The sequence below is a fragment of the Streptomyces sp. MGP-P1 genome (assembly GCF_057766565.1).
Genome location: NZ_JBYMEM010000006.1, coordinates 935,303 through 961,029, shown reverse-complemented (window position 1 = coordinate 961,029; position 25,727 = coordinate 935,303). Strand labels below are relative to the sequence as shown.

The following is a 25,727-nucleotide window of genomic DNA, read 5'->3' as shown; positions in this document are numbered from 1 at the left end:
ATTGACCCTCTCTCCGGCACGCATGACGTGTCAAGTGGGTGGGACGGGCGTCTCAGCATGTGATCCGGTGAGCAGGGGAATCGAGCCGCCCGCCATCACCGGCCGGGGGCTCGGGACGCCCGGTACGGGGAACTCCCCGCGGACCAGGGCGCGTCGCAGCCGGTACTCGTCGAGCGGGCCCGAGAAGGCCATCCCCTGGCCGTGGGTGCACCCCATGGCGCGCAGGGCGAGGACCTGCTCGGGGACGTCGACCCCGTCGGCGACGGACTGGAGGCCGAGGTCGCAGGCGATCCGCAGGAGACCACTGGTGATCTTGTGCAGCCTGGCCGATTCGACCACCCCCTCGACCAGGTTCCGGTCGAGCTTCAGTACGTCGATGGGGAGCCGGCGCAGGGCGTTGATCGCCGCGAAGCCGCTGCCGAAGCCGTCGAGCGCGATCCGTACACCGAGGCGGCGCAGGGCCACGAGGCGCTGCTCCAGGGCGTCGAAGGAGACGCGCGGGTCGCTGTCGGCGACCTCGATCATCAGGGCGCCCGATGGCAGGCCGTGGCGGGTCAGCAACGCCTCGATGGAGCCGGGGGGCGAGGCCGCCTCCAGCAGCCGGGCGGCGGAGAGCCGGACGGAGACGGCGACGGGGTGCCCGGCCCTGGCCCGGTCGGCGGCCTGGGCCACCGCCTCCTCCAGGAGCCAGCGGCCGAGCTCGGCGGTGCGGTCGTCGTCGCCGGAGACCCGGAGGAACTCGGCGGGGGTGAACAGGATGCCCTGGGCGGACCGCCAGCGGGCCTGGGCGGCGACGGCCGCGACGGACCCGCTGGCGAGATGGACGACGGGCTGGTGGAGCAGGGCGAACTCGCCCTCGCGCAGGGCGGTGCGCAGCCGGGTGGCCAGCTCGGAGCGGCGTACGACGTCGGCCTGCATCTGCGGGGCGTACAGCTCGACCCGGTCCTTGCCGCCGGCCTTGGCGCGGTACATCGCGAGGTCCGCGTTGCGCATGAGGTCGGTGGGGCTGATGGCGGGCTCGGCGAAGGCCACGCCGATGGAGGCGGCCACCCGGACCTCGCTGGGGCCGATGCGGTAGGGCTGGGAGAGGGTGAGGCGCAGCCGGTCGGCGATCTCGTGGACCTGGTACTCCCGGGCGCCCTGGTCGCGGGTGCCGTCGCCCATGATGAGCGCGGCGAACTCGTCGCCGCCGAGCCGGGCCGCGGTGTCGCCGGCCCGGACGGAGTCCTGGAGGCGGCGGCCGGCCTGGACGAGCAGTTCGTCGCCCGCCTGGTGGCCGATGGTGTCGTTGACCGCCTTGAAGCCGTCGAGGTCGATGAAGAGGACGGCGGTGCCGGGGTCGCCCGAGCGGCGGCCGCCGAGCGCCTGGCGGACCCGGGCGGTGAACAGGGCCCGGTTGGGCAGGTCGGTGAGCGGGTCGTGCTCGGCGTTGTGCTGCAACTGGGCCTGGAGCCTGACCCGTTCGGTGACGTCCCGGCTGTTGAGGAGGAGGCCGCCCTGGTGGCGGTTGACGGTGGACTCGACGTGGAGCCAGTCGCCCGTGCCCGAGCGGAAGCGGCACTCGATGCGGGTGGTGGGCTCCTCGTGCGGCGGTGCGGCAAGGAAGCGGCGCACCTCGTGGACGAACCGGCCGAGATCGTCGGGGTGGATGATCGAGGACAGCTCGGAGCCGACGAGCCCCTCCGCCTCGCGCCCGTAGACCCCGGCGGCGGCGGGGCTGACGTAGCGCAGGGTGCCGTTGGGCGCGGCGATCATGATGACGTCGCTGGAGCCCTGCACCAGGGAGCGGAAGTGGTTCTCCTTCTGGGCCAGCTCCTGGGTGAGGGAGATGTTGTCCAGGAGCATGATGCCCTGCCGGACGACCAGCGCCAGGACGACGGTGCAGCCGGTGAAGATGACGACGCGGTCCACCCGGCGGCCGTCGACCACGTTGTACAGGATGCCCAGGGTGCAGACGGCGGCGGCGAGATACGGGGTCAGGGCGGCCAGCGAGCCGGCGATCGGGCGGCTGGCGATGGCGCGCGGCGGCCCGGGTCGGGCGGACGGCCCGGCCCCGCTCCGGGGCGCCCCAGGGGGCGTAGGCGAGGAGCAGCGACCCGGCGAACCAACCGGCGTCCAGGAGCTGGCCCGAGTTGTAGGTGGAGCGCAGCAGCGGCGAGGTGAACACCGCGTCGCTCAGCACGGTGAGCGCCAGGGCGGCGATGGCGGTGTTCACCGCGGAGCGGTTCACGCCGGCCCGGCGGAAGTGCAGGGCGAGCACCATCGAGACGAGCACGATGTCGAGCAGCGGGTAGGCCAGCGAGAGGGCCGCGGACGCGACGCTGGCGTCCTGCCCCCCCGCCAGGTGCGTGGTGTGCGCGAGGGCGAGGCTCCAGGCGAGCGTCAGCAGGGAGCCGCCGATGAGCCAGGCGTCCAGGGCCAGGCACACCCAGCCCGCGCGGGTGACGGGCCGTTTGGCGAGCACCAGCAGTCCGACGATGGCGGGCGGCGCGAAGCAGAGGAAGAAGACGTCGGCGAGGGAGGGTGTGGGCACGGCGACGCCGAGGATCACCTCGTACCAGCCCCAGACGGCGTTGCCGCAGGCGGCCATGGCGGAGGAGAGCGAGAACAGCAGCCAGGCGGGGCGCAGCCGGCCCCTGACCGCCCGTGCGTAGAGGTAGCAGGAGACGGCGGCGACCAGGGCCGCGGCGGCGAGACCGAAGTCCCCCATGATGACGGCGACCCGCGGCGAGCCCCAGCCGACGGCGGCGCCCACCGAATATCCGGCGCAGACGACGCCGAGCAGGATGCGGGACCGCAGTCCCGTGGCGCCGGTGGCGGACCGCGGGGCGAGCAGGGCCCCCAGCGCGCTCACCGGAGGGCTCCCCGCCCCGGGCCCACCGGGCAGGTGCTCCCCGGCGCCCGGCTCTTCACGGGTGCTCTCCGACGCTGCTCGCTCCGGCCCGGCCGCGGCGGCTTCGGCGTTGCCGGTCCGGGGCAGGAATCCGGCCACCGGCGGGTGCTGTGCTCCATCGGCGCGGGCGGCCGCAACCGTCCACTCGTCCGCGTCGGATCGTCTCTCCATGGCCAGCACATCGCCCGTCGCCCCCTCGCGTTCCGGTGCTCCCCCCGCGCCGTCCCTTCCACGGCGCAGCCCCCCGGACCGGACGATACACCAGATCCGTCACTCAGGGCCATAGATTCTCTACGCTCCGTGACGAAGTGCGAGGTGAGCGGCACTGCGTGCACCCGGACCGCCCCGTAGCGTGGCCGCTTCGGCCGCCTCAGCCGGTGGTGGTCACGACGTTGCGCACCGGCTCTCCGGCGGCGAACCGGGTGAGCTGTGCGGCCAGCAGCCGCTTGGCACGCGGTTCAAAGGCCGAGGTGCTGCCGCCCACGTGAGGCGTGATCAAGACATTCGGAGCATGCCAGAGAGGATGGCCCTCGGGCAGGGGTTCCGGGTCGGTCACGTCGAGTGCGGCCCGCAGTCGTCCGGATTCCAGCTCGGACAGCAGGGCCTTGGTGTCGACGACCGGGCCGCGGGCGACGTTGACGAGGAGGGCCCCGTCGGGCATCGCGGCGAGGAAGTCGGCTCCCACCAGCCCCTGCGTGGACGCGTTCAGCGGAGTGGAGAGGATCACGACGTCGGCCTCGGGAAGCAGGGCGGGCAGATCGTCGAGCGTCTGTACGGGACCGCGTGCGGTGGTCCGCGCGGAGCGCGCGACGCGCGCCACCCGCGCGCACTCGAAGGGGGCGAGCCGGTCCTCGATGGCCGAGCCGATGGATCCGTACCCCACGATGAGGACGGACTTGTCGGCGAGCGCCGGGTAGAAGCCGGACCGCCACTCCTCCTTGTCCTGGCCGTGGACGAATCCCGGGAACCCGCGCAGGGACGCCAGGATCAGGGCGAGCGTCAGCTCGGCGGTGGAGGCCTCGTGCACCCCCTTGGCGTTGCAGAGGCGTACGCCGGCGGGAAGCACTCCGAGGCCCGGCTCCACATGGTCGATGCCCGCGGAGAGCGTCTGCACCACCCGGACGGCGTTCATCGAGGCCAGCGGGCGCACCGCGACCTCGGAACCCTTCAGGTAGGGAACGACGTAGTAGGCGCAGTCGGCCGGGTCGCCCGGGTAGTCCGGTTCACCGTCCCAGAAGAGGTAGTTGAGGCCCTCGGGCAGGCCGTCGATCTCCTCGGCCCGGTAGGGCAGCCACACGTCGGCAGTCGTCGCAGTCATGGTCAGGAGGCTATGCGACAGATGTGCGAGCGCTCCAGGCCCGATCGTGCGCGGCCGCCGAGCGGCCATCCGTGCGTGCACGCCGGGCATCGGCGTATCGTCACATCGCCCAAACGCTTCCGTCAATCACTCACCGAACTCCCCCGAAAGGGACCTGCGTCGTGGATCGGGCGGGCGTGACCGTCCGGGTCCGGGACCGTGCTCTCGCGCCGTCTCCGGAAAGAGCCGCCCGTGGACCGCGGCGGGCGGGAGGGCGGAACGGCTCGTCCAGGAAAGGGTTCGGGGAGTTGGAGAGCAGGACTATCGGGGCGGCGGGGCTTGCCGTGGGTGCGGTCGGTCTCGGCTGCATGCCGATGAGCTGGGGTTACAGCGCGTCGCAGCGGCTCGGAGACCGTTCGGTGCGGACGGTGCACGCTGCGCTGGACGCGGGCGTCCGGCTGCTCGACACCGCGGACATGTACGGCCCGTTCACCAACGAGCTGCTGGTGGGGCGGGCGCTGAAGGGGCGCCGCCGGGAGGCGTTCGTCTCCACCAAGTGCGGGCTGCTGGTGGGCGATCAGCACATCGTCGCCAACGGCCGGCCGGGGTATGTCCGGCGGGCCTGTGACGCCTCGCTGCGGCGGCTCCAGACCGATGTGATCGACCTGTACCAGCTGCACCGGGCCGACCCCGAGGTGCCGGTGGAGGAGACCTGGGGTGCGATGGCGGAGCTGGTGACCGCGGGCAAGGTGCGCTCTCTCGGGCTGTGCGCGGTGGGGGCGCGGGCCCCGCGCCGGTCGGGTGCGGGACCGCATGAGGGAACGATCCGGCAGTTGGAGCGGATCCAGCAGGTCTTCCCGGTGAGCGCCGTCGAGGCGGAGCTGTCGGTGTGGTCGCGCGAGGCGCTGACGGAGCTGCTGCCGTGGTGCGTGGCGCGCGGGGTCGGGCTGCTGGCCGCGATGCCGCTGGGCAGCGGCTATCTGACCGGGACGCTGAAGCCGGGCCAGGGTTTCGAGCCGGAGGATCTGCGGGCCAGGCATCCGCGGTTCACGGCGGAGGTGATGGCGGCGAACCAGCCGGTGGTGGCCGGTCTGCGGCGGGTCGCGGAGCGGCGCGGGGCGACCGTGGCCCAGGTGGCCCTGGCGTGGGTGCTGCGCCAGGGCCCGCATGTGGTGCCGGTGCCGGGGGCCAAGCGGGAGCGGTGGGCGGTGGAGAACGCCGGGGCGGCGCGGGTGGTCCTGGACGACCGGGACCTGGCGGAGATCGACGGCCTGCCCGCCGCCCGCGAGTCGTGGGACTGAGCGTCCCCGGGACCGAGGGTCAGGGGGACGGGGCGCCGTCGGCCGTGCGGCGGGAGAATGGGCGCATCGGGAACTCCTGGGCCGGCCGAGGTGTAGGAACAAGGTGTAGGAACAGGTAGTCGGGCAACCGTCGAAAGGATCGGTTCCGTGCGTGGTGCTCTGTTCGGACCTGTGCAGTCCCCGGCGATGCGCAGGGGGGTGGTGGCCGTGCTGGCGTCGGCCGCGCTGCTGCTGACCGCCGGATGTTCCGGCGACGGGGACGGGGGCCCGTCCGGGCAGCCCGCCGGTTCCCCGAGCGCCTCGGGGGGCTCCGCTCCCCCGGCCTCCCCGAGCAGGTCGGCCGATCTGCCGCCCGCGAAGGGCTCGGCGAAGGTGGTCTCGACGCTGACCGAGGGCCTGAAGTCGCCCTGGGGCCTGGCCGCGCTGCCGGGCGGTGACCTGCTGGTCTCCTCGCGCGACGAGGGAACGGTCCACCGGATCGACGGCGGGAGCGGGAAGCAGACGCTGCTGGGCTCGGTGCCCGGGGTGTCCCCGGCGGGCGAGGGCGGGCTGCTCGGGCTCGCCGTCTCCTCCACTTTCGGCGCGGACCAGTTGGTGTACGCCTACTTCACCACCACGTCCGACAACCGGATCGTCCGCATGAGTTACGACGAGAAGCGTCCGGCGGGACAGCAGCTGGGGGCCCCGGACACCGTCCTGCGGGGCATCCCCAAGGGCAGCATCCACAACGGGGGCCGGATCGCCTTCGGCCCGGACAAGATGCTGTACGCGGGCACCGGCGAGACCGGGGACACCGGGCTGGCCCAGGACAAGGAGTCGCTGGCGGGGAAGATCCTGCGGATGACCCCGGACGGGGAGCCGGTGCACGGCAATCCGGAGGCGGACTCGGTGGTGTATTCGTACGGGCACCGCAATGTGCAGGGGCTCGCCTGGGACGCGCAGAAGCGGCTGTGGGCCGCCGAGTTCGGCCAGAACACCTGGGACGAGCTGAATCTGATCGAGCCCGGCGGGAACTACGGCTGGCCCGAGGTCGAGGGCCGGGAGGGCGAGGACGGGTTCATCGACCCGGTGGCCCAGTGGAAGACCTCCGAGGCCTCCCCCAGCGGGATCGCGTACGCGGAGGGCTCGATCTGGATGGCCGGGCTGCGCGGTGAGCGGCTCTGGCGCATTCCGCTGTCCGGCGAGAAGGCGGAGGAACCTTATGCCGACCCGCAGTCGTTCCTGGAGGAGAAGCACGGCCGCCTGCGCACCGTGGTGAGTGCGGGGAGCGACCGCCTGTGGCTGGTCACCAGCAACACGGACGGACGGGGTACACGGAAGCCCGGGGACGACAGGGTCCTTCAGGTGAAGGTGAAGTAGTCGGCCGCCCGTGCGGCATGTCGGAGGGAGCACGGCCCGTGTTCAATTTCTTCGAGGAGCTGTTCGCCCCGGGGCGCAAGCACACCTCGGACGAGCAGAGGCGGCTGGAGCTGAGCCGGGTGGATCTCGGCATCGGCGATCCGGACCGGGGGCCGATAGATCTGACCTCCGGGAAGGTGACCGTCCGTGCCCCGGCGCCGGGAGCCGCTCCCGGCACGGCCCCGGACGGTGCCGCCGGGCCCCCGAACGACCGCATGCTTCCGGCCGCGCCCGAGCAGGACGCCGTCCTGGACCGGCCGAGACCCGGGAAGCCGGTGAGCGGGCCCGAGCGGCGCGCGGACGAGGAGCCAGGGGCGTAAGGACGCGGCCAGGGCCTACGCGGCCGGGTAGAGGCGGAGGCGGTGGGCGAGGGCGGCCGCCTCGCCGCGGCTGGAGACGCCGAGCTTGGCCAGGATGTTGGAGACGTGCACGCTCGCGGTCTTCGGCGAGATGAACAGCTCCTCGGCGATCCTGCGGTTGGTGTGCCCGGCCGCGACCAGCCGGTGCACGTCCTGCTCGCGCGGGGTCAGCCCGAAGGACGCCACGGCGGCGATGGCGGGGTCCTGTCCGTCGGCCGCCGCGTGCTCGGGGCTCTCTCCGGCGGATACGGCGGCCAGGACGGCCGGGTGGATCCCGGCGTCGGGGCCGGGCGCCGCGCCGGAGCCGTCCAGGGTGATGCGGGCCCTGGCCGCCAACTGCTCGACGGCCTCGGCCAGCGGGCGGGCGCCGAGCCGGTGGGCGGTCTCGTGGGCGCGGTGCAGCAGGGCCGTGGCGGTGGACCGGTCGCCGGGGGCGATGAGCAGGGACTCCGCCCAGCGGCGGTGGATCTGGGCCAGTTCGTAGGGGCGGCTCAGCGGACCGAAGGCCTCGGCGGCGCGCGCCCAGTGCCCGGGGGTGTCCGTGCCGTCCGCGCGGGCCAGCTCCGCGTCGATGAGGACGCCGTGGGCCGCCCACACGGGGACGAGCATCGGGAGGTGCTTCGTGCACCGGCGGATCAGCGCGAGCAGCTCCGGGCGGTCCGGTTCGGCGGCGGGCAGCCCGCGGGCGTCCGCCTCGATCATGGCGGCGGTCTGGAGGAGCGGCAGGGCGTAGCGCTGGGTGCCGGGCGGGAAGCCGTGCCGGGCCAGTTCCCCGAACGCGTCCCGCGCCTCGGCGAGCCTGCCCTGGGCCGCGGCCAGGAGCATGGTGTGCCGGACGGGGGTGATCAGGTGCTGGGGCTGCGGATCGCGCTGGCCGAAGTGCTTGCGGGTCAGGGCGAGCAGCTCCTCGGCCTCGGCGAGGTCCCCGCGGGCGACGGCCAGTTCGGTATGGCGGAGGGTGGCGAGGCCCTTCGCCCTGGGGCCCAGCGCCAGGCGGGCGGCGGACGCGGCGGCGGCCTCGCTCTGGGCCCAGTGCCCGAGGGAGAACAGGGACTGCGCCTGGTTGGCGTACACCCAGGCCCCGGAGTCGGCCAGGCCGTGGCTGTGGCAGATCTCGATGCCGTGGTCGGCGGCGGCGACGGCCTCCAGCGAGCGGCCCATCGCTTCGAGCGAGGAGGGCAGGTTGACGCTGACCCGGCCCAGCAGGTTCATCAGGTGCAGCTTCTCGGCACGGTCCCGGACCGCGTACATCTCGGCGAGGCCGTCCTCCACGCCGCCCGCGTCCGCGGTGAGCCAGCCCCGGGTGAGGCGGGCGTGCAGCTCGATGTACTCGTCGCCGACGAGCCGGGCGTACTCCACCGCGCGGTCGCTGTCGGCGAGCGCCTGCGGGCCCGGCTGGTGCAGCGCCCGCCAACTGGCCACGTTGGTCAGCACGTCGGCCTGCACCGGGGACGGCGGCAGCCCGCGCACCAGTTCCTGTGCGGTGGCCAGCTCCTCCCAGCCGTCCCCCTTGTCCAGCCCCTGCACCAGCCGGCTGCGCTGCACCCAGAACCAGGCCTCGCGCAGCGGGTCGGCCTCGGACGCCAGGACCCGCATCGCCTTCTTGGAGATGGCCAGGGCGCGTTTGCGGTCACCTCCGAAGTGGGCGGCGACGGTGGCCTCGGCCATCACGTCCAGGTAGCGCAGCGGGGTGTTTTCCGGGTCGCAGCCGGAGGCCGGGTAGACCTCCGCGTAGTCGAAGGGGCGCAGGGTGGCGAGCACCGCGTCGGGGACGTCGTCCCACAGCTCCATCGCCCGCTCCAGCAGCTTCAGTTGCTCGGAGTAGGCGTAGCGGCGGCGGGCCTCGACGGCGGCCCTGAGCACGGCGGGCAGGGCCTTGGCGGCGTCGTGCGCGGCGTACCAGTAGCTGGCGAGGCGGGTGGCGCGTTCGTCGTCCCGGACGAGGGAGGGGTTAGCCTCCAGGGCTTCGGCGTACCGGCGGTTGACGCGGGTGCGTTCCCCGGGCAGCAGGTCGTCGCTAACGGCCTCGCGGACCAGGGAGTGCCGGAAGCGGTAGCCGTCGTCGTCGGGCGCGGGTCGCAGCAGGTTGGCGCCGACGGCGGCGCGCAGGGCCTCGTCGAGGTCGGCCTCGGCGAGTCCGGCGACGGTGGCCAGCAGTTCGTGTTCCACGAAGGAGCCGCCCTCGGCGACCAGCCTGGCGATCCGCTGGGCGTGCTCGGGGAGCGCCTCCACGCGGACGAGCAGGAGGTCGCGGAGCGATTCGGTCAGACCGGAGCTGTCGCCGCAGCACTCCAGGGAGCGGGCCAGCTCCTCGACGAAGAAGGCGTTGCCGTCGGAGCGGTCGAAGATCTCGTCGACGAGTGCGGCCGCGGGGGTCTCGGCGAGGATGCCGGCGAGCTGACGGCCGACCTCGTCGTGGCTGAACCGGTCGAGTTCGACGCGGGTGACGGTGCGCAGCCGGTCCAGCTCGGCGAGGAGCGGGCGCAGGGGGTGGCGGCGGTGGATGTCGTCGGCGCGGTAGGTGCCGACGACCATGAGGCGGCCGCTGCCCAGGCTGCGGAAGAGATAGGCGAGCAGGTGCCGGGTGGAGGCGTCCGCCCAGTGCAGGTCCTCCAGGACGAGGACGACCACGCGTTCGGCGGAGATCCGCTCCAGCAACCGTACGGTGAGTTCGAAGAGGCGGGCGATGCTGTGCTCGTCGGTCGCGTCCCGGTGGGCCTCGCCCAGCTCGGGCAGGAGCCGGGCCAGTTCGCCCTCCTGGCCGGCGCAGGCGGCGGCCATCTCCTCGGGCAGGGCCCGGCGCAGGGCGCGCAGGGCGGTGGGGAAGGGGGCGAACGGCAGTCCGTCGGCCCCGATCTCGACGCAGGACCCGACGGCGACGACGGCGTCGCGCCGTTCGGCCGCCGTGACGAACTGCTCGACCAGGCGGGTCTTGCCGACGCCGGCCTCGCCGCCGATCAGCAGCGCCTGCGGGTCGCCGGACGCGGCCCGCGCGAGCGCCTCGGTGAGCGCGGCGAACTCCTCGGCGCGCCCGATGAACACGGGGCTGACTGACCTGGTCTCCACGGTGCCGAGCATCGCATACGCGTACGAGGCCGCGGGAGGCTTTTCGCGGACGGTGATCATGCTCCCGGCGCGGTCCGGGCCCGCCGCGCCCGGTCCGGAGAGGGCGTCGGCGGGACCGGTGACCGGTGCGGTGGTGCTCCCGGCCCCGGGCACCGTCAGGCGGCCGGGGCGAAGCGGGTGCGGTCGCCCTCCACCACCTTCCCTTCGGGATCACCGTGTCCGGAGCGGCGGGCGGCCCGCCGGACGAGGCGGGCCCGGCCGAGCTCGCGCTCGGCGTCGGCCCGGCGGATCAGCTCGGCGGAGGTGGAGCGGTAGAGCTCGTACTCGTACATGGTGTGCCCCTGGTTCCTGGTCGTGGCAGCGGACCGGCGGGGTGGCCGGCCGGTCGGCCGGGGCCCTGTGTTCGCTGTGTGTCCACTGTCGTCGGCCAGGAGGGGCGGCGCATCGGGCGAGTTCCGCATCTTCGCGGCGGTGGGGGCCTTAGGCCCCGCCCACGGGTGTCCGAGGGGTGGGCAGGGGCCTTAGGGAGTGTCCGGCGGATCGTGACCGGGGCCGCCGGACACTCCCCGGCGCCGTGCCGTACGAGGTGTCGGGCCGGGGTCAGCCGCCGGCCGGGGCGCCCGCGGTGGGCAGGGAGACGAGGAGGTCGAAGTACATGCCCGCGGAGATCAGCACGCCGATGACGCCGAGGGCGACTCCGGCCAGGGCGACCGCGCGGACCCAGGTGGGCTGCGGACGCTCGGAGGGGACGCCGAATGCGGGGCGGACCAGGACGAAGACGCCGACGAGCAGGGCCAGGACCGCGAAGACGCCGTTGACCAGGGCGGTGGTGTGCCAGGCGTCCCCGTAGATCTCGGAGATCTGCTGGGCCGCGCTGCCGCCGCCGGAGGTCTGGATCTGGCCGATGAGCGTCTCGCGCTCGGCGGCGACCCTGCCCGTCCACGCGCCGGTCAGGGCGACGATGCCGAGGGCGGCGGAGACGACGGCCGCCGCGCCCGCGCCGACGCCGTGCCGGGCCTCGTCGAAGGGGTCGGGTGCCAGGGCGTCGTCATCGTCCTCGTCTTCCGACTGCCCGGCGAGGTCGTCGGGGGCCGCCGTCCCGGAGTGCGCGGCGTCGGTCGGCGTACCGGTGGCGCCCTCCGTCGCGGAGTCCTTCACCAGGGGGTCCGTCGCGGAGTCCTTCACCAGGGGGTCTTTCGCGGTCGCCTCCTCCGTGACGGCGTCGGCGGTGCCATCGGCGGGGTCGGTCGTCCCGGCGGGCGGGGTGGTCGTGGACGGGGTCGTCGTCTTGGAGGGGGTGGTGTTCATTCGTCGCACGCTAGGGGGCCCGGATGAGAGCCCGCTTAACGCCGGGGCCGCGCGGGGGGCTCGTCAGGGCTCAGTGCCCCGCGCGGGCCCGCCATTCCGGGGCGAGGACCGACCAGATCTCGGTGTCGTGGCGTACGCCCCGGTGGAGGTAGTTCTGCCGCATCACCCCGTCCCGGGCCATGCCGAGCCGCTGCGCCACCGCGATCGACCTGGTGTTCGCGGCGGAGGCGACCCACTCCACGCGGTGCATGCCGCGCGTCTGCACCGCCCAGTCGATCAGGCGCTCGGCGGCACGGGTGATCAGACCGCGGCCCTGGGCGGCGGGCTCCAGCCACACGCCGATCTCGCAGTTGCCCGACTGCGCGTCGAAGATCCGGAAGAGGACGCCGCCGACGAGGACGCCGTCCAGCCGGATGCCGTACAGCCGCCCGGTGTCCGCCGCCTGCTTCTCCGCGTACCGCTGGAGCAGGGCACGCGCCGAGTCCGGGTCGGTGACGGACGCGGCGAGCGGGATCCAGGCGTCGACCAGCTCCCGGGCCCGGTCCATGTGGGCGAGGAGCTCCTCGGCCTGCCAGACCTCCAGCGGGCACAGCTCCGCCCTGTCGTCACCCAGGGATATGGCGAACATCGTGCTCCTTCTCGGCGGGGCGGCCCGTCACCGGTCCATCGCCCTCTTCCGCACCCGTACCGCGTGTCTCCGGGATCTTCGCACGGAGCGGTACGCAGTCGGGCGGCTCGATGCTGATCCTGGGCAGCCGCTTCTCCAGCCAGCCCGGCAGCCACCAGTTCGCCCCGCCGAGCATGTGCATCAGGGCGGGCACCAGCAGGGTGCGCAGCACGAAGGCGTCCAGGGCGACGGCGGTGGCCAGCGCGATGCCGAACATGGCGATGACCCGGTCGCCGCTGAGCACGAAGGCGAGGAAGACGGAGATCATGATCACGGCGGCGGAGTTGATGACCCGGCCGGTCTCGGCGAGGCCGACCCGTACGGCCCGCCGGTTGTCGCCGGTCTCCAGCCACTCCTCGTACATCCGGCCGACCAGGAAGACCTGGTAGTCCATGGAGAGGCCGAAGAGGACCGAGACCATGATCACGGGGAGGAAGGGTTCGATGGGCCCGGCGATGCCGAGGCCGAGCAGCTCGCTCCCCCAGCCCCACTGGAAGACGGCCACGACGACGCCGAAGGAGGAGGCGACGGCGGCCACGTTCATCACGGCGGCCTTGAGCGGGATGCCGATGGAGCGGAACGCCAGGAGGAGGAGCAGACAGCCGAGCGAGATGACGACCCCGACGAAGAGCGGCAGTTTCCCGACGATGATCTCGGCGAAGTCGTCGTAGCTCGCCGTCACCCCGCCGACATGGGCCTCCAGCGAGGTGTTGTCCCGGACCGGCGGCAGCACGTCGTCCCGGATCCGGTCGACCAGCTCGCTGGTGTCCTGCGACTGGGGGGACGAGTCGGGGACGACGGTGAGGAAGGCGGTGTCGCCGGCGCTGTTGTACGTGACCGGGCCGGCGGACGCGACGCCCTCGGTGGTGCGCAGTTGCTCGGGCAGCGAGTCCAGCGCGAGCCGGTCGTCCGCGCCGTCGAGCTGGGCGGCGATGGTGAGGGGGCCGTTGACGCCGGGCCCGAAGCCGTCGGCGATCAGGTCGTAGGCCTGCCGGGTGGTGGCGGTGGCCGGGTTGTTGCCCTGGTCGGAGGTGCCCAGGTGGAGGCCGAGGGCGGGCAGGGCGAGCACCAGCATGACGACGGCCGCGATGCCCCCGAGCAGCTTGGGGCGCCGTTCCACGAAGGCGGACCAGCGGGCGGCGAAGCCGGTGGGCAGTTCGGGCCGCGGTCCGTGTTCGGCGAGCTGCCGCCTCTCGCGGCGGCTGAGCGCCCGCATCCCGATGAGGGAGAGCAGGGCGGGCAGCAGGGTGACCGAGGCCAGCACGGTGAGGACAACGGTGAGCGAGGCGGCGATGGCGACGCCGTTGAGGAAGCCGAGCCGCAGGATCAGCATGCCGAGCAGGGCGATGCAGACGGTGGCCCCGGCGAAGACGACGGCCCGCCCGGTCGTCGTGACGGCGTTCCGCGCCGCTTCGTCGACGGACATCCCGCGCCGGAGGCCTCTGCGGTGCCGGGTGACGATGAAGAGGGCGTAGTCGATGCCCACGCCGAGGCCGATGAGCATGCCGAGCATCGGGGCGAAGTCCGCCACGGTCATCGCATGGCCGAGCAGCACGATGCCCGCGTAGGCGGTGCCCACGGAGACCAGGGCGGTGGCGATGGGCAGCAGGCTGGCGGCGAGCGAGCCGAAGGCGAGGAAGAGCACGACGGCCGCGACGACCACGCCGACGCCCTCGGCCAGGTGGACGGAGGGTGCTTCGGTGAGGGCGATGGCGGTGCCGCCCAGCTCGACCTGGAGCCCGTCGGCCTCGGCTCCCTTCGCGGTGTCGACGAGGGCCTCGGCCTGGGAGGCGGGGATCTCGTCGGCGGGGTGGTCGAAGGTGACCGTGGCGTACGCGGTGTGGCCGTCCTCGCTGATCTGGCCGGGGCCGGTGCCTCCGTAGGGGCCGGTGACCGCGCCGACGCCCGGCAGCTCCTCGATCGCGTGGAGCGTCCGGGTCATGGTCTGCTCGACGTCGGCGGCCCGGACCGTGGAGCCGGTGGTGTGCCAGACGACGGTGTCGGTGTCGCCGCCGAGGTCGGTGAAGCCGCTGGAGAGGAGTTCGGTGGCGCGGCCGGACTCGGTGCCGGGGACCTCGTAGTCGTTGGAGTACGCGGAACCCGCGAAGCCCGCCGCGGCGGCCGTCCCGCCGAGGGCGGCGAGCCAGATGAGGACGGCGACGAGGCGGTGCCTGATGCACCAGCGAGCGATGGCAGCCAACGGATGAGCTCCCTGTGGGTTCGTGACCATTTACCCACAGATGACGTTATCTGCCCGTAAACGTCTCAAGACCTTGTGACCGCCACTCTGCCAGCAGAAAGTGATCCTTTGCCCCTTTCGTGGCCATGGTCACAGGGCTTGATCTGTTCCTCGCACGCGACGGACCAGGCCCTGGGCCCCGTCTCCGGCCGGGTCAGCCGGAGACGCTGGCGCGGCCGTTCTCGATATGGCCCATGAGCCGCCGCCGGAAGCCTTCCTCCCCGTCGACGGTCACGGCGAGGTCGTACCAGCCGTGGGCGTCGGCCGCCGAGTGCACGAGCGCCCGGCTGCGGCCCGGCTTGACCGTGACGCGGCGGGTCCAGTCCCGTACGTCGTCCTCGTCGACGTAGCCGAGCGGCCGCACCAGGAAGGTCAGGGTCCGGCGGCCGGTGTTGCGCAGGGTGAGGTGCAGGTCGCGGTCGCGGTGGTCGATGCGGGAGGCGACCTCCGCTCCCCCGTCGGCCGGTCCGGCGAACTCGCGCCGGAAGCCGTTCGGCCCGGTGACCGTGAAGCGGTACGCCTCCCCGGTCAGCGGGACGGTCCAGTGCGCGGTGTCGAGGACGTCCTTGTGCTGCGGGGCCGGGAACTCACCGGCGTACGGGTACAGCGCGAAGTGCGCCGAGGACCGGCCGGCGTTGGCGAGCTCCACGCGCAGGGTGCCGCCCGACCGCCTCGCCCGGGCGTCCGGCTGGTACGGCAGCGGGCGCGCCGGGCGTGCGCCGGGCTCCTGCTCGGGGAGGTGCTGGACGGCCGGCGGCTTCGGCTGCCAGCGCCCGCTGAGCGGCGGAACAGCCGCCGGCCGCTCGACGGCGGGCTGCCGGCGGGCCCGGGTGAAGTCGAAGGCGGACGTCAGGTCGCCGGTGACCCGCCGGCGCCAGTCGCCGATGTTGGGTTCCCTCACGCCGGTCCAGCGCTCCAGGAAACGGATGACGGAGGTGTGGTCGAAGACCTCGGAGCAGACGTACCCGCCGACGGTCCACGGCGAGACGACCAGCAGCGGCACCCGGATCCCGAGACCGGTGGGCCGGCCCTCCCACTGTTCGTCGGCGACCTCGGGGGGTGCGACGGGCGGCGGGACGTGGTCGAAGAATCCGTCGTTCTCGTCGTAGTTGATCAGCACGGCGGTGTGCCGCCACACGTCGGGGTGTTTGCCGAGCGCGTCGAGGATCTTGTAGACGACGGTGGCGCTGTGCACCGGCGAGGAGACGCTCGGGTGCTCGGAGTCGATCGCGGAGGGGACCAGGTAGGAGACCTCGGGGAGCGTCCCGGCCGCCACGTCCTTGGCGAACTCGTCCGCCAGCGTCCCGGTCGGAACCCGGCGCAGCCCCCGCTCGAACAGGCTGCGCTCGCGCCGGTCGAGGGTGGCGACGCCCTCCTCCAGCAGCCCGAGGAGCCGGGTGCGCTCGGTCTCGGACGCACCCCGGACCTTCGCGTAGAAGGCTTCCATGTAGGTGTGGCCGCCGGTCCTGGCCAGCGCCTTGCGGGCGATCGCCTTGAAGGTGGCGTAGAACTCGATCTGGTTGTCGGTGAAGTTCTCCCACTCGGTGTACGTGCGCCAGCTGCGCCCGGCCTTCTCCAGCCGCTCGGCGTAGGTGGACCAGTCGTAGCCGGGGTGGGTCCCCTCGTCGTACGCGTCGTTGCCGACGGCCCGCTTCCCGTTCGGCTCGAAGCCGGTCTTCCCGCTCCACAGGTGGTTGCGGTTGGGGCTGGTGGAGGTGTGGATCGAGGAGTGGTAGGCGTCGCAGACGGTGAACGTGTCGGCCAGCTCGTAGTGGAGCGGGATGTCGCGACGGTCGTAGTACGCCATCGTCGCCGCGGTCTTCGCGCTGATCCAGCCGTTCATCCAGCCGCCGCCCCAGGCCTTCGCGCCACCGTTCCAGGAGTGGTCGAGGGCGCCGATGTACTGGAGGTCCTTCTTCTGCGCCTCGGCCGCCCCGCGCACCGGGAAGGGCAGCACGGTGGAGCCGGCCGCGGCGGGCTGTTCGAACACCGTTGTGCCGGTGGGCACCTCGATGGCGTTGCGGTCGCCGAAGCCGCGTACGCCGCGCAGGGTGCCGAAGTAGTGGTCGAAGGAACGGTTCTCCTGCATCAGGATCACCACGTGCTTGATGGAGCCGAGGCCTCCCCCGCCGGACCCCGCGTGGGCGGGCTGCGCGGCGATGGCTGCCTGGAGCGAAGGCGGCAGGAACGATCCGGCCGCAGCGGCGCCGAGCGCGCCGCCACCCAGCGCGAAGAGCCGTCGCCGTGACATGTCCGTGGTCAAAAGAGCCTCCTGGTTCCGGTGGTTACAGCCGGGAAGCTAGTCAGCCCAGGTGGCGTGGGGAAGGACTGCGCACGGACCGGTGGTGAACGTCCAAGAGGTCGGACGAGAAGTCCCATCCGCTGTTCAGGAGTGCCCTCGGGGCTCGGTGGAGGACGGATGAAGGGGCGGTGCGCCCGTACGTACTCATGTACGTACGGGCGCACCACCCCTTCGGGGACGATTCCGCGATCAGCCCTCGACGCCGAGCTTCTCCAGGATCAGCTCGCGCACGCGGGCCGCGTCCGCCTGGCCGCGGGTGGCCTTCATGACCGCGCCGACGAGCGCGCCCGCCGCCGCGACCTTGCCGCCGCGGATCTTGTCCGCGATGGCCGCGTTGCCCGCGATGGCCTCGTCCACGGCCGTGGACAGCGCGCCCTCGTCGGAGACGACCTTCAGGCCGCGCTTCTCGACGACGGTGTCCGGGTCGCCCTCGCCCGCGAGGACGCCCTCGATGACCTGGCGGGCCAGCTTGTCGTTGAGGTCGCCCGCGGCGACGAGCGCGGCCACCCGGGCGACCTGCGCCGGGGTGATCGGCAGCTCGTCCAGACCGCGGCCGGTCTCGTTCGCGTTACGGGCCAGCTCGCCCATCCACCACTTGCGGGCCTGGTCCGAGGGTGCGCCCGCCTCGGTCGTGGCGACGATCAGGTCGACCGCGCCCGCGTTGAGGATGGACTGCATGTCGTGCTCGTTGACGCCCCACTCCTCCTTGAGCCGCGCCCGGCGCAGCCGGGGAAGCTCGGGGAGGCCCTTGCGCAGCTCCTCCACCCAGTCGCGCGCGGGCGCGACGGGCACCAGGTCGGGCTCGGGGAAGTAGCGGTAGTCCTCGGCGTTGTCCTTGATGCGGCCGGCCGTGGTGGAGCCGTCCTCCTCGTGGAAGTGCCGGGTCTCCTGCACGATGGTGCCGCCCGAGGACAGCACGGCGGCGTGTCGCTGGATCTCGAAGCGCGCGGCCCGCTCGACGGAACGCAGCGAGTTCACGTTCTTCGTCTCGGAGCGGGTACCGAACGCCTCACGGCCGTGCGGGCGCAGCGACAGGTTGACGTCGCAGCGCATCTGGCCCATCTCCATGCGGGCGTCGGAGACCCCGAGGGCCTTGATCAGCTCGCGGAGCTCGGCGACGTACGCCTTGGCGACCTCGGGGGCGCGGGCGCCTGCCCCCTCGATCGGCTTGGTGACGATCTCGATGAGCGGAATACCGGCCCGGTTGTAGTCGAGCAGGGAGTGGGACGCGCCGTGGATACGGCCGGTGGCGCCGCCGACGTGCGTCGACTTGCCGGTGTCCTCCTCCATGTGGGCGCGCTCGATCTGCACCCGGAAGATCTCGCCGTCCTCCAGCTGGACGTCCAGATAGCCGTCGAAGGCGATCGGTTCGTCGTACTGCGAGGTCTGGAAGTTCTTCGGCATGTCCGGATAGAAGTAGTTCTTCCGGGCGAAGCGGCACCACTCGGCGATCTCGCAGTTGAGCGCGAGACCGATCTTGATGGCCGACTCCACGCCGATCTCGTTGACGACCGGCAGCGCGCCGGGCAGTCCGAGGCAGACCGGGCAGGTCTGGGAGTTGGCGTCCTGCTTCAGCTCCGTCGAGCAGCCGCAGAACATCTTCGTCTTGGTGCCAAGCTCGACATGGACTTCGAGGCCCATGACGGGGTCGTAGGACGCGAGCGCGTCCTCGTACGACACCAGGTCAATGACAGTCACGGTGAAACTTATCCCTCTCAGCCCAGCAGAACGTCGTCGTCGCCGAGACGCTTCAGTTCGCGATAGAGGATCGCGAGTCCGGTGACGATGGCGGCCGCGGAGACCGCCGCGTCGACGAGCCGCAGCACGTCGTTGTCCTCGCGCGCGAGCCTCGCCTGTTTGGCGACGGTGATCGCGCCGAACGCGGTACTGCCGAGCGAGATGTACAGCCCGGTCTTGGACTTCTTGAAGTTACTGGCCTTCTTTGCCATGGCACTCACAGCGACGGAGCCTCCTCAAGCAGCGGGTGCCCCCACCTTTCCACGAAGGCGGCCTCGACGGCGGCTCCGACCTTGTAGAGCCGGTCGTCCTTCATGGCGGGGGCGATGATCTGCAGTCCGACCGGCAGACCGTCCTCCGGGGCCAGGCCGCAGGGCAGCGACATGGCGGAGTTGCCGGCCAGGTTGGTCGGGATGGTGCACAGGTCCGCGAGGTACATGGCCATCGGGTCGTCGGCGCGCTCGCCGATCGGGAACGCGGTGGTCGGGGTCGTCGGGGAGACGATCACGTCGACCTGCTCGAAGGCCTTCTCGAAGTCCTGGGTGATGAGGGTGCGGACCTTCTGGGCCGAGCCGTAGTACGCGTCGTAGTAGCCGGAGCTGAGCGCGTACGTCCCCAGGATGATGCGGCGCTTGACCTCGTCGCCGAAGCCCGCCTCACGGGTGAGGGCGGTGACGTCCTCGGCCGACTTCGTGCCGTCGTCGCCGACCCGCAGGCCGTAGCGCATGGCGTCGAAGCGGGCCAGGTTGGAGGAGCACTCGGACGGGGCGATCAGGTAGTACGCGGAGAGCGCCAGGTCGAAGGAGGGGCAGTCCAGCTCGACGATGTCCGCACCCAGCGACTTCAGCAGCTCGACCGACTCGTCGAACCGCTGGAGGACACCGGCCTGGTAGCCCTCGCCGCGGAACTGCTTGACGACGCCGACGCGCATGCCCTGTACGGAGCCGTTGCGGGCGGCCTCGACGACCGGCGGGACCGGTGCGTCGATGGAGGTCGAGTCCAGCGGGTCGTGCCCGGCGATGGCCTCGTGGAGCAGCGCCGCGTCCAGGACCGTACGGGCGCAGGGCCCGCCCTGGTCGAGGGAGGACGAGAAGGCGACCATGCCGTAGCGGGAGACGCCGCCGTAGGTGGGCTTCACGCCGACCGTGCCGGTGACGGCGGCGGGCTGGCGGATCGAGCCGCCGGTGTCCGTGCCGATGGCGAGCGGGGCCTCGTAGGAGGCCAGCGCGGCGGAGGAGCCGCCGCCGGAGCCGCCGGGGATGCGGGTGAGGTCCCAGGGGTTGCCGGTGGGGCCGTAGGCGCTGTTCTCGGTGGAGGACCCCATGGCGAACTCGTCCATGTTGGTCTTGCCGAGGATGACGACGTCGGCGGCGCGCAGCTTCTGCGTGAGCGTGGCGTCGTACGGCGGGACCCAGCCCTCGAGGATCTTGGAACCGACGGTGGTCGGCATGTCCTTGGTGGTGAAGATGTCCTTCAGCGCGAGCGGGACGCCGGCGAGCGGGCCGAGCTTCTCGCCCGCCTCCCGCTTGGCGTCCACGGAACGGGCCTGGGCGAGGGCGCCCTCGCGGTCGATGTGCAGGAAGGCGTGGACCTTCTCGTCGACCGCGTCGATCCGGGCCAGGTGGGCCTCGGTGACCTCGACGGCGGTCAGCTCGCCAGAGGCGATCTTCCCGGCGATCTCGGCCGCGGTGAGCTTGATGATGGTGCTGATGTCCGTCATGGTGATTAGTCCTCCCCCAGGATCTGCGGCACCTTGAAACGCTGCTGCTCCTGGGCCGGGGCGCCGGAGAGCGCCTGCGCGGGGGTGAGCGACGGACGGACCTCGTCCGCGCGCATGACGTTGGTCAGCGGCAGCGGGTGGGAGGTCGGCGGTACGTCTTGGTCGGCGACCTCGGAGACGCGGGCGACCGCGCCGATGATGTCGTCGAGCTGACCGGCGAAGTGATCGAGCTCTTCGCCCTTCAGCTCCAGACGCGCCAGCCGGGCGAGGTGGGCGACCTCCTCGCGCGTGATGCCAGGCATGCAGCGATCCTCAGGGGTTGGTGTGTGGTTTGGGCTGGGGGTCGGTGGCACATTCGCGTCGTCCGTCCGAAGGACGGGCCGCGCGGCGTCCGGCTCGTGCGATCGCAAGGCGCCGGAGCGCCCTCGTGGCGGGGCCACGTGGGCGTTTCGGCAACGCGGCGAGCGTGCGTGCAAGGCGTCGCGCGGCAGGTGGAAATGTGCCACCGGCCCCCAATCCTATGGGGTCTCCTCGCGGCGGGTGCCCCGCCCCGATCGGGCCATGCTTCTCCGGGCGGCGGGCCCGTGAAGGGGTGAGCCCCGGGCCGGGGCCCGGGGCTGGGAGGAAGGTGTTCGAAAGGGGCGGCCCTCAGGAGCTCTCGGTCTCCGCCGTCCCGCTCACCGCACCCTTCATCGCACCGTTCACCACGCCCTTCACCGCACCGTTCACCGCGCCTTTCAGCGACGCGTTCATCGAGCCGGTGGCCGACCCGGTGGCGGCGGCCGCCGCGGCCTGGGCCTTGAGCTCGGCGGGCCTGCGCCAGCCGTGCTCGCCGCGCGCCCGCAGCCAGGCCGTCGTCTCCTGCGGCGGCATCGCGGCCGCCACCAGCCAGCCCTGCACCGCGTCGCACCTCAGGTCCCGCAACCGCTCCCACGTCTCGTCGTCCTCGACGCCCTCCGCGACGACGACCAGGCCGAGCGAGTGGGCCAGGTCGATGGTGCAGCGGACGATCTCCGCGTCCTCGTGGTCGACCGCCAGCCGGGCCACGAAGGACCGGTCGATCTTCAGCTCGCTGACCGGCAGTCTGCGCAGGTGGACCAGGGAGGAGTAGCCGGTGCCGAAGTCGTCGAGGGACATCTTGACGCCGTGCGCGGTGAGCCCGGCCAGGGTGTCGGCGGCGCGCTGCGGGTCCTCCAGCAGCACATGCTCGGTGATCTCCAGTTGGAGCGCTCCCGCGGGCACACCGTGACGGGCGAGCCGGGCCGCCACGCTCCCCGCGAAGCCGGGGGTGTGGACGTCGCGCGGGGAGACGTTGACCGCGACGGGCACGAACAGGCCCTCCGCCCGCCAGCGGGCGACCTGGGCGAGCGCCGTCTCCAGGACGTACTCCGTGAGGTGCGGCATCAGACCGGAGGACTCGGCGATCGCGATGAACTCGTCCGGAGGGACCCGGCCGCGCTCCGGGTGAACCCAGCGCACCAGCGCCTCCAGGCCGGCGACCTGCCCGTCGAAGCGGACCTTGGGCTGGTAGTGCAGCTCGACCTCGCTCGCGTCCAGCGCCCGGCGCAGATCGCCGAGGAGCCCGAGCCGGTCGGGGGTGTTGCTGTCCCGCTTGGACTCGTAGACCTCCACGGCCGTGCGGTCCCGCTTGGCCTGGTACATCGCGACGTCCGCCCGCCGCAGCAGGCCTTCGGCGTCCAGGGCGTGGTCGGGGTAGACGGCGACCCCGGCGCTGGCCTCCAGGACGAGGGTCAGTCCGTCGAGGTCGAGCGGGGAGGACAGCTCGGCGACCAGACGGCGGGCGACCTGCTGGGCGCTGGTGGTCGAGTCGGTGTGCGGCAGCAGCACGGCGAACTCGTCGCCGCCGAGCCGGGCGGCCTCCGCGCCGCGCGGCAGGGCGAGCCGCAGGCGCTCCGCTATCTGCAGCAGGAGCCGGTCGCCGGCCAGGTGGCCCAGGGTGTCGTTGACCGCGCGGAAGCGGTCCAGGTCGATGAGGACGAGGGCGGAGCGGGTGCCGATGGACTCCGCGTCCTCCAGCGCCGACCAGGTCCGCTCCAGCAGCCACTGACGGTTGGGCAGCCCGGTCAGCGGGTCGCGCAGCTGCTCCTCGGCGCGGGCGCGGGCGATCCAGAGCGTGGAGTCGAGGGCGATCAGCGGCACTGCGAAGAGCGGCAGCAGGACGGGCATGGACATCGCGACGGCGCAGATCAGCGGGGCGAGCCCGAGGAGTGCGACGGCGACGAGTCCCTGCCGCAGCATCGCGGTACGGGCGATGGTGGGCAGCCCGCCGTTGTGCGGGGCCTGGGCGTACCACAGCAGGACCCGGGTGACGAGCAGATACGTCGATGCCGTCAGGAGCAGTTCCGGGACGGCCGCGATGCCCCAGTCGAGTGGCCGCCAGGGTTCCTCGACGGTGGGGACCTCGCCGAAGGCGGCCAGCACGAGGGCCGCCGCGCCGATGCCCAGCATGTCCACCCCGCCGTGCAGGAGCCCCTGCCACCAGCGGTGTCTGCGGGCGGTCCCGACGAGCACCACGACGGCGAGGCTGACCAGCACGGCCGGGAGCCATCCGAACAGCAGCAGCACGGCGAGGGTGAGGGCGGCCCCCGAACCGGTGCCGCCCCACCACCGGTCGCGGCCGAGCGCCACCAGATGGCCGACGATGATCCCGGTGAGCACGGCGAGGGACCAGCCCACCGCACCGTCCGGGAAGAGCGCGTGCCCCTGTTGGACGGTCCGGTAGGACCCGACCGCCAGCAGCACCGCGGCGGTCCCCACGACCGCGGCGCCCACGGGGGGCGTGAGGCCGACGAAACCTTGCAGCCGCGACACCGGGGCGGCGCTCTCGGTCGGTTTCATTCCGTCCCTCTCACAGCCGGCGGTGCCGATGTCCCTCGGCGGCGCCCGCTCCCGTGGCACCACGGCCCCGTCGAGCAGCCGTGCACGGCGGGCGCACCTCTCAACAGTAGGCCGCGAAAGGCTCCCAGGGGCAGCGCTCTACAGCTCTTGCCCGAATGCGAACCGACCACCCGTCACCATCTGCTATTGACCCGAACGGGTGGCGCGGCAGGGCCGTTCGGGGAAGGGCGGCCCGGTCTTCACCCCTCTGCCCCGATTCCTTCCCCGTACGGGCCGCGCCACGCCGGGGCAGCGTCTCGAAGGCGTCTCGATCCGGAGAACGGTGGGCGAACACGGGTCCGGCGGGTGGTTACTCCCCGCTGTCCTCCGGGTCGGTGCCGGGCGCGGCTTCGGGGGCGGGCAGGGCCGCCTCCTTCGCACGTTCGGGTCCCTGTTCGAGCAGGATCGCGAATCCGTCCTCGTCCAGCACGGGCACCTTCAACTGCATCGCCTTGTCGTACTTGGAGCCGGGGTTGTCGCCGACGACCACGAACGCGGTCTTCTTCGACACCGATCCGGCGACCTTCGCGCCCAGCGTCTGGAGCGCCTCCTTGGCACCGTCGCGGGTGTGGCCCGCGAGGGTGCCGGTGACGACGACGGTGAGTCCTTCGAGGGGGCGGGGGCCCTCGTCCGTCCCGGAGTCCTCGTCCGCCATGCGCACCCCGGCCTCGCGCCACTTGCGCACGATCTCGCGGTGCCAGTCCTCGGCGAACCACTGCTTGACCGAGGCGGCGATGGTCGGCCCGACGCCGTCGGCGGCGGCCAGCTCCTCCTCGCTCGCCTCGTCGATCCGGTCGATGGAGCGGAACTGACGGGCCAGCTCCTGGGCGGCGACCGGGCCCACATGCCGGATGGAGAGCCCGGTGAGGACCCGGGCGAGCGGGGCTTCCTTGGCGGCGGCGATGCCTTCCAGCATGGCCACCGCGTTCTTCTTCGGCTCGCCCTGCTGGTTGGCGAAGACCGTCGCGATCTTCTCCTCGCCGGTCTTCGGGTCGCGCTTGGGCAGCCCGCTGTCCTGGTCCAGGACGTACGCCCGGATCGGCAGCAGTTGGTCGACGGTGAGGGAGAACAGATCGCTCTCGTCGCGCAGGACGGGCTCGGCGGGCTCCAGGGGACGGGTCAGGGCGGCGGCGGCCACATAGCCGAAGTGGTCGATGTCCAGGCTCTTGCGTCCGGCGAGGTAGAAGACGCGTTCGCGCAACTGGGCCGGGCAGGTGCGGGCGTTGGGGCAACGGAGGTCGATGTCGGCCTCCTTCATCGGGCGCAGCTCCGTCCCGCACTCGGGGCAGTGGGTCGGCATCTCGAAGGCTTTCTCGGTGCCGTCGCGCAGGTCCACGACGGGGCCGAGGATCTCGGGGATGACCTCGCCCGCCTTGCGGATGACCACGGTGTCGCCGATGAGGACGCCCTTGGCCTTCACCACGTTCTGGTTGTGCAGGGTGGCGAACTCGACTTCGGAACCGGCCACTTCGACCGGCTCGACCTGGGCGTACGGGGTGACGCGGCCGGTGCGTCCGACGCCGACGCGGATGTTGACCAGCTTGGTGTTGACCTCTTCGGGGGCGTACTTCCAGGCGATGGCCCAGCGCGGGGCGCGCGAGGTGGAGCCCAGGCGTCCCTGGAGCGGGATCTCATCGAGCTTGACGACGACGCCGTCGATCTCGTGCTCCACGGAGTGCCGGTGCTCGCCGTAGTACGCGATGAACTCCCGTACGCCGGCGAGGGAGTCGACGACCTTGTTGTGCTGGGCGGTGGGCAGGCCCCAGGCGTGGAGCAGCTCATAGGCGGCGGAGAGGCGGTCGATGCTCAGGCCCTCGTGGGCGCCGATGCCGTGCACCACCATGTGCAGCGGGCGGCCGGCGGTGACCTTGGGGTCCTTCTGGCGCAGCGATCCGGCCGCCGCGTTGCGCGGGTTGGCGAAGGGCTTGTCGTCGGCGGCGACCAGCCGGGCGTTCAGCTCCTCGAAGTCCTCCATGGGGAAGAAGACCTCGCCGCGGATCTCGACGAGCGCGGGGATGTTCTCGCCCTGGAGGCGGTGCGGAATCTCGGCGATCGTCCGGACGTTGGGGGTGATGTCCTCGCCGGTGCGGCCGTCGCCGCGGGTCGCCGCCCGGGTCAGGCGGCCCTGCTCGTAGGTGAGGTTGACGGCGAGGCCGTCGACCTTGAGCTCGCACAAGAAGTGGTGGTCGGGGGTGCCGACGTCCTTGGCGACCCGGTCCGCCCAGGCGGCCAGCTCCTCGTCGTCGAAGGCGTTGTCCAGGGAGAGCATGCGTTCGCGGTGGGCCACGGAGGTGAACTCCGTGCGGTAGGGCCCGGCGACCTTCTGGGTCGGGGAGTCCGGGGTGCGCAGCGACGGGTGCTCCTCCTCCAGGGCCTCCAGGGAGCGCAGCTGCCGGTCGAACTCGCCGTCGCTGACGACCGGCTGGTCCTTCACGTAGTAGCGGAAGCGGTGCTCCTCGATCTGCTCGGCCAGCAGCGCGTGCTCCTCCCGCACGTCCGCCGGAACCGAGCTCTCCTGCTCCACCCGCTCTTCGCCCGCCAT

Annotated in this window: 16 protein-coding genes and 1 pseudogene; 3 read left to right on the top strand and 14 right to left on the bottom strand. The window is 72.5% G+C overall.

The window, feature by feature from the left end; genetic code table 11:
* Positions 1-30 precede the first annotated feature (30 nt).
* Positions 31-2,854 (bottom strand): annotated as a pseudogene (locus AC3CH1_RS20015) (putative bifunctional diguanylate cyclase/phosphodiesterase).
* 409 nt (positions 2,855-3,263) lie between these two features.
* Positions 3,264-4,211, bottom strand: a complete 948-nt coding sequence (locus AC3CH1_RS20010) for a 2-hydroxyacid dehydrogenase (RefSeq protein WP_488464172.1) — start codon at positions 4,209-4,211, stop codon at positions 3,264-3,266.
* Between the two features lie 323 nt (positions 4,212-4,534).
* Between AC3CH1_RS20010 and AC3CH1_RS20005 the strand changes: the two genes are divergently transcribed.
* The 3 genes from AC3CH1_RS20005 to AC3CH1_RS19995 all read left to right on the top strand — a co-directional run bounded on the left by AC3CH1_RS20005 (position 4,535) and on the right by AC3CH1_RS19995 (position 7,209).
* A complete protein-coding gene (locus AC3CH1_RS20005; RefSeq protein WP_488464449.1) occupies positions 4,535-5,491 on the top strand; it encodes an aldo/keto reductase in 957 nt (318 codons plus the stop codon).
* Between the two features lie 147 nt (positions 5,492-5,638).
* On the top strand, positions 5,639-6,850 hold the full coding sequence (locus AC3CH1_RS20000) for a PQQ-dependent sugar dehydrogenase (RefSeq protein ID WP_488464171.1): 1,212 nt from the start codon (positions 5,639-5,641) through the stop codon (positions 6,848-6,850).
* A gap of 38 nt (positions 6,851-6,888) precedes the next feature.
* Positions 6,889-7,209, top strand: coding sequence for a DUF6191 domain-containing protein (locus AC3CH1_RS19995; RefSeq protein ID WP_488464170.1), 321 nt, complete (start codon positions 6,889-6,891; stop codon positions 7,207-7,209).
* A gap of 15 nt (positions 7,210-7,224) precedes the next feature.
* On the opposite strand, the gene AC3CH1_RS19990 is transcribed toward AC3CH1_RS19995, so the two are convergent.
* The 12 genes from AC3CH1_RS19990 to ligA all read right to left on the bottom strand — a co-directional run bounded on the left by AC3CH1_RS19990 (position 7,225) and on the right by ligA (position 25,727).
* Positions 7,225-10,374, bottom strand: a complete 3,150-nt coding sequence (locus tag AC3CH1_RS19990; RefSeq protein WP_488464448.1) for a helix-turn-helix transcriptional regulator — start codon at positions 10,372-10,374, stop codon at positions 7,225-7,227.
* A 95-nt stretch (positions 10,375-10,469) separates the two neighbouring features.
* A complete protein-coding gene (locus AC3CH1_RS19985) occupies positions 10,470-10,646 on the bottom strand; it encodes a hypothetical protein (RefSeq protein WP_018960068.1) in 177 nt (58 codons plus the stop codon).
* Between the two features lie 268 nt (positions 10,647-10,914).
* Positions 10,915-11,622 carry a hypothetical protein gene (locus AC3CH1_RS19980; protein ID WP_488464169.1) on the bottom strand — a complete coding sequence of 236 codons (708 nt, stop codon included), beginning with the start codon at positions 11,620-11,622 and terminating at the stop codon, positions 10,915-10,917.
* Positions 11,623-11,692: 70 nt separating this feature from the next.
* Positions 11,693-12,250 carry a GNAT family N-acetyltransferase gene (locus AC3CH1_RS19975; RefSeq protein ID WP_488464168.1) on the bottom strand — a complete coding sequence of 186 codons (558 nt, stop codon included), beginning with the start codon at positions 12,248-12,250 and terminating at the stop codon, positions 11,693-11,695.
* Positions 12,228-14,489: an MMPL family transporter gene (locus AC3CH1_RS19970; RefSeq protein WP_488464167.1), complete on the bottom strand. Its 2,262-nt coding sequence runs from the start codon at positions 14,487-14,489 to the stop codon at positions 12,228-12,230. The genes AC3CH1_RS19975 and AC3CH1_RS19970 overlap by 23 nt, the downstream gene beginning before the upstream one ends.
* A 193-nt stretch (positions 14,490-14,682) precedes the next feature.
* Positions 14,683-16,791 (bottom strand): phosphocholine-specific phospholipase C, encoded by a 2,109-nt coding sequence (locus AC3CH1_RS19965; RefSeq protein ID WP_488464166.1) that lies wholly within the window; start codon positions 16,789-16,791, stop codon positions 14,683-14,685.
* Positions 16,792-17,019: 228 nt separating this feature from the next.
* Positions 17,020-18,528, bottom strand: a complete 1,509-nt coding sequence (gatB, locus tag AC3CH1_RS19960; protein ID WP_488464165.1) for an Asp-tRNA(Asn)/Glu-tRNA(Gln) amidotransferase subunit GatB — start codon at positions 18,526-18,528, stop codon at positions 17,020-17,022.
* Positions 18,529-18,545: 17 nt separating this feature from the next.
* Positions 18,546-18,779 carry a hypothetical protein gene (locus tag AC3CH1_RS19955; RefSeq protein WP_030589646.1) on the bottom strand — a complete coding sequence of 78 codons (234 nt, stop codon included), beginning with the start codon at positions 18,777-18,779 and terminating at the stop codon, positions 18,546-18,548.
* 5 nt (positions 18,780-18,784) lie between these two features.
* The gene (gene gatA, locus AC3CH1_RS19950) at positions 18,785-20,287 is read right to left on the bottom strand and encodes an Asp-tRNA(Asn)/Glu-tRNA(Gln) amidotransferase subunit GatA (RefSeq protein WP_488464164.1); all 1,503 of its coding nucleotides are present in this window, start codon (positions 20,285-20,287) and stop codon (positions 18,785-18,787) included.
* Between the two features lie 5 nt (positions 20,288-20,292).
* Positions 20,293-20,589 carry an Asp-tRNA(Asn)/Glu-tRNA(Gln) amidotransferase subunit GatC gene (gatC, locus tag AC3CH1_RS19945; protein ID WP_003966094.1) on the bottom strand — a complete coding sequence of 99 codons (297 nt, stop codon included), beginning with the start codon at positions 20,587-20,589 and terminating at the stop codon, positions 20,293-20,295.
* A gap of 346 nt (positions 20,590-20,935) precedes the next feature.
* The gene (locus tag AC3CH1_RS19940) at positions 20,936-23,146 is read right to left on the bottom strand and encodes a putative bifunctional diguanylate cyclase/phosphodiesterase (RefSeq protein ID WP_488464163.1); all 2,211 of its coding nucleotides are present in this window, start codon (positions 23,144-23,146) and stop codon (positions 20,936-20,938) included.
* Positions 23,147-23,495: 349 nt separating this feature from the next.
* Positions 23,496-25,727: an NAD-dependent DNA ligase LigA gene (gene ligA, locus AC3CH1_RS19935; RefSeq protein ID WP_488464162.1), complete on the bottom strand. Its 2,232-nt coding sequence runs from the start codon at positions 25,725-25,727 to the stop codon at positions 23,496-23,498.

Coding starts and splice junctions, on each gene's coding strand:
- AC3CH1_RS20010 (WP_488464172.1), bottom strand. CDS start 4,211: ATGACTGCGACGACTGCCGACGTGTGGCTGCCCTACCGGGCCGAGGAG.
- AC3CH1_RS19990 (WP_488464448.1), bottom strand. CDS start 10,374: ATGATCACCGTCCGCGAAAAGCCTCCCGCGGCCTCGTACGCGTATGCG.
- AC3CH1_RS19985 (WP_018960068.1), bottom strand. CDS start 10,646: ATGTACGAGTACGAGCTCTACCGCTCCACCTCCGCCGAGCTGATCCGC.
- AC3CH1_RS19980 (WP_488464169.1), bottom strand. CDS start 11,622: ATGAACACCACCCCCTCCAAGACGACGACCCCGTCCACGACCACCCCG.
- AC3CH1_RS19975 (WP_488464168.1), bottom strand. CDS start 12,250: ATGTTCGCCATATCCCTGGGTGACGACAGGGCGGAGCTGTGCCCGCTG.
- AC3CH1_RS19955 (WP_030589646.1), bottom strand. CDS start 18,779: ATGGCAAAGAAGGCCAGTAACTTCAAGAAGTCCAAGACCGGGCTGTAC.
- gatA (WP_488464164.1), bottom strand. CDS start 20,287: ATGACGGACATCAGCACCATCATCAAGCTCACCGCGGCCGAGATCGCC.
- gatC (WP_003966094.1), bottom strand. CDS start 20,589: ATGCCTGGCATCACGCGCGAGGAGGTCGCCCACCTCGCCCGGCTGGCG.
- AC3CH1_RS19940 (WP_488464163.1), bottom strand. CDS start 23,146: ATGAAACCGACCGAGAGCGCCGCCCCGGTGTCGCGGCTGCAAGGTTTC.
- ligA (WP_488464162.1), bottom strand. CDS start 25,727: ATGGCGGGCGAAGAGCGGGTGGAGCAGGAGAGCTCGGTTCCGGCGGAC.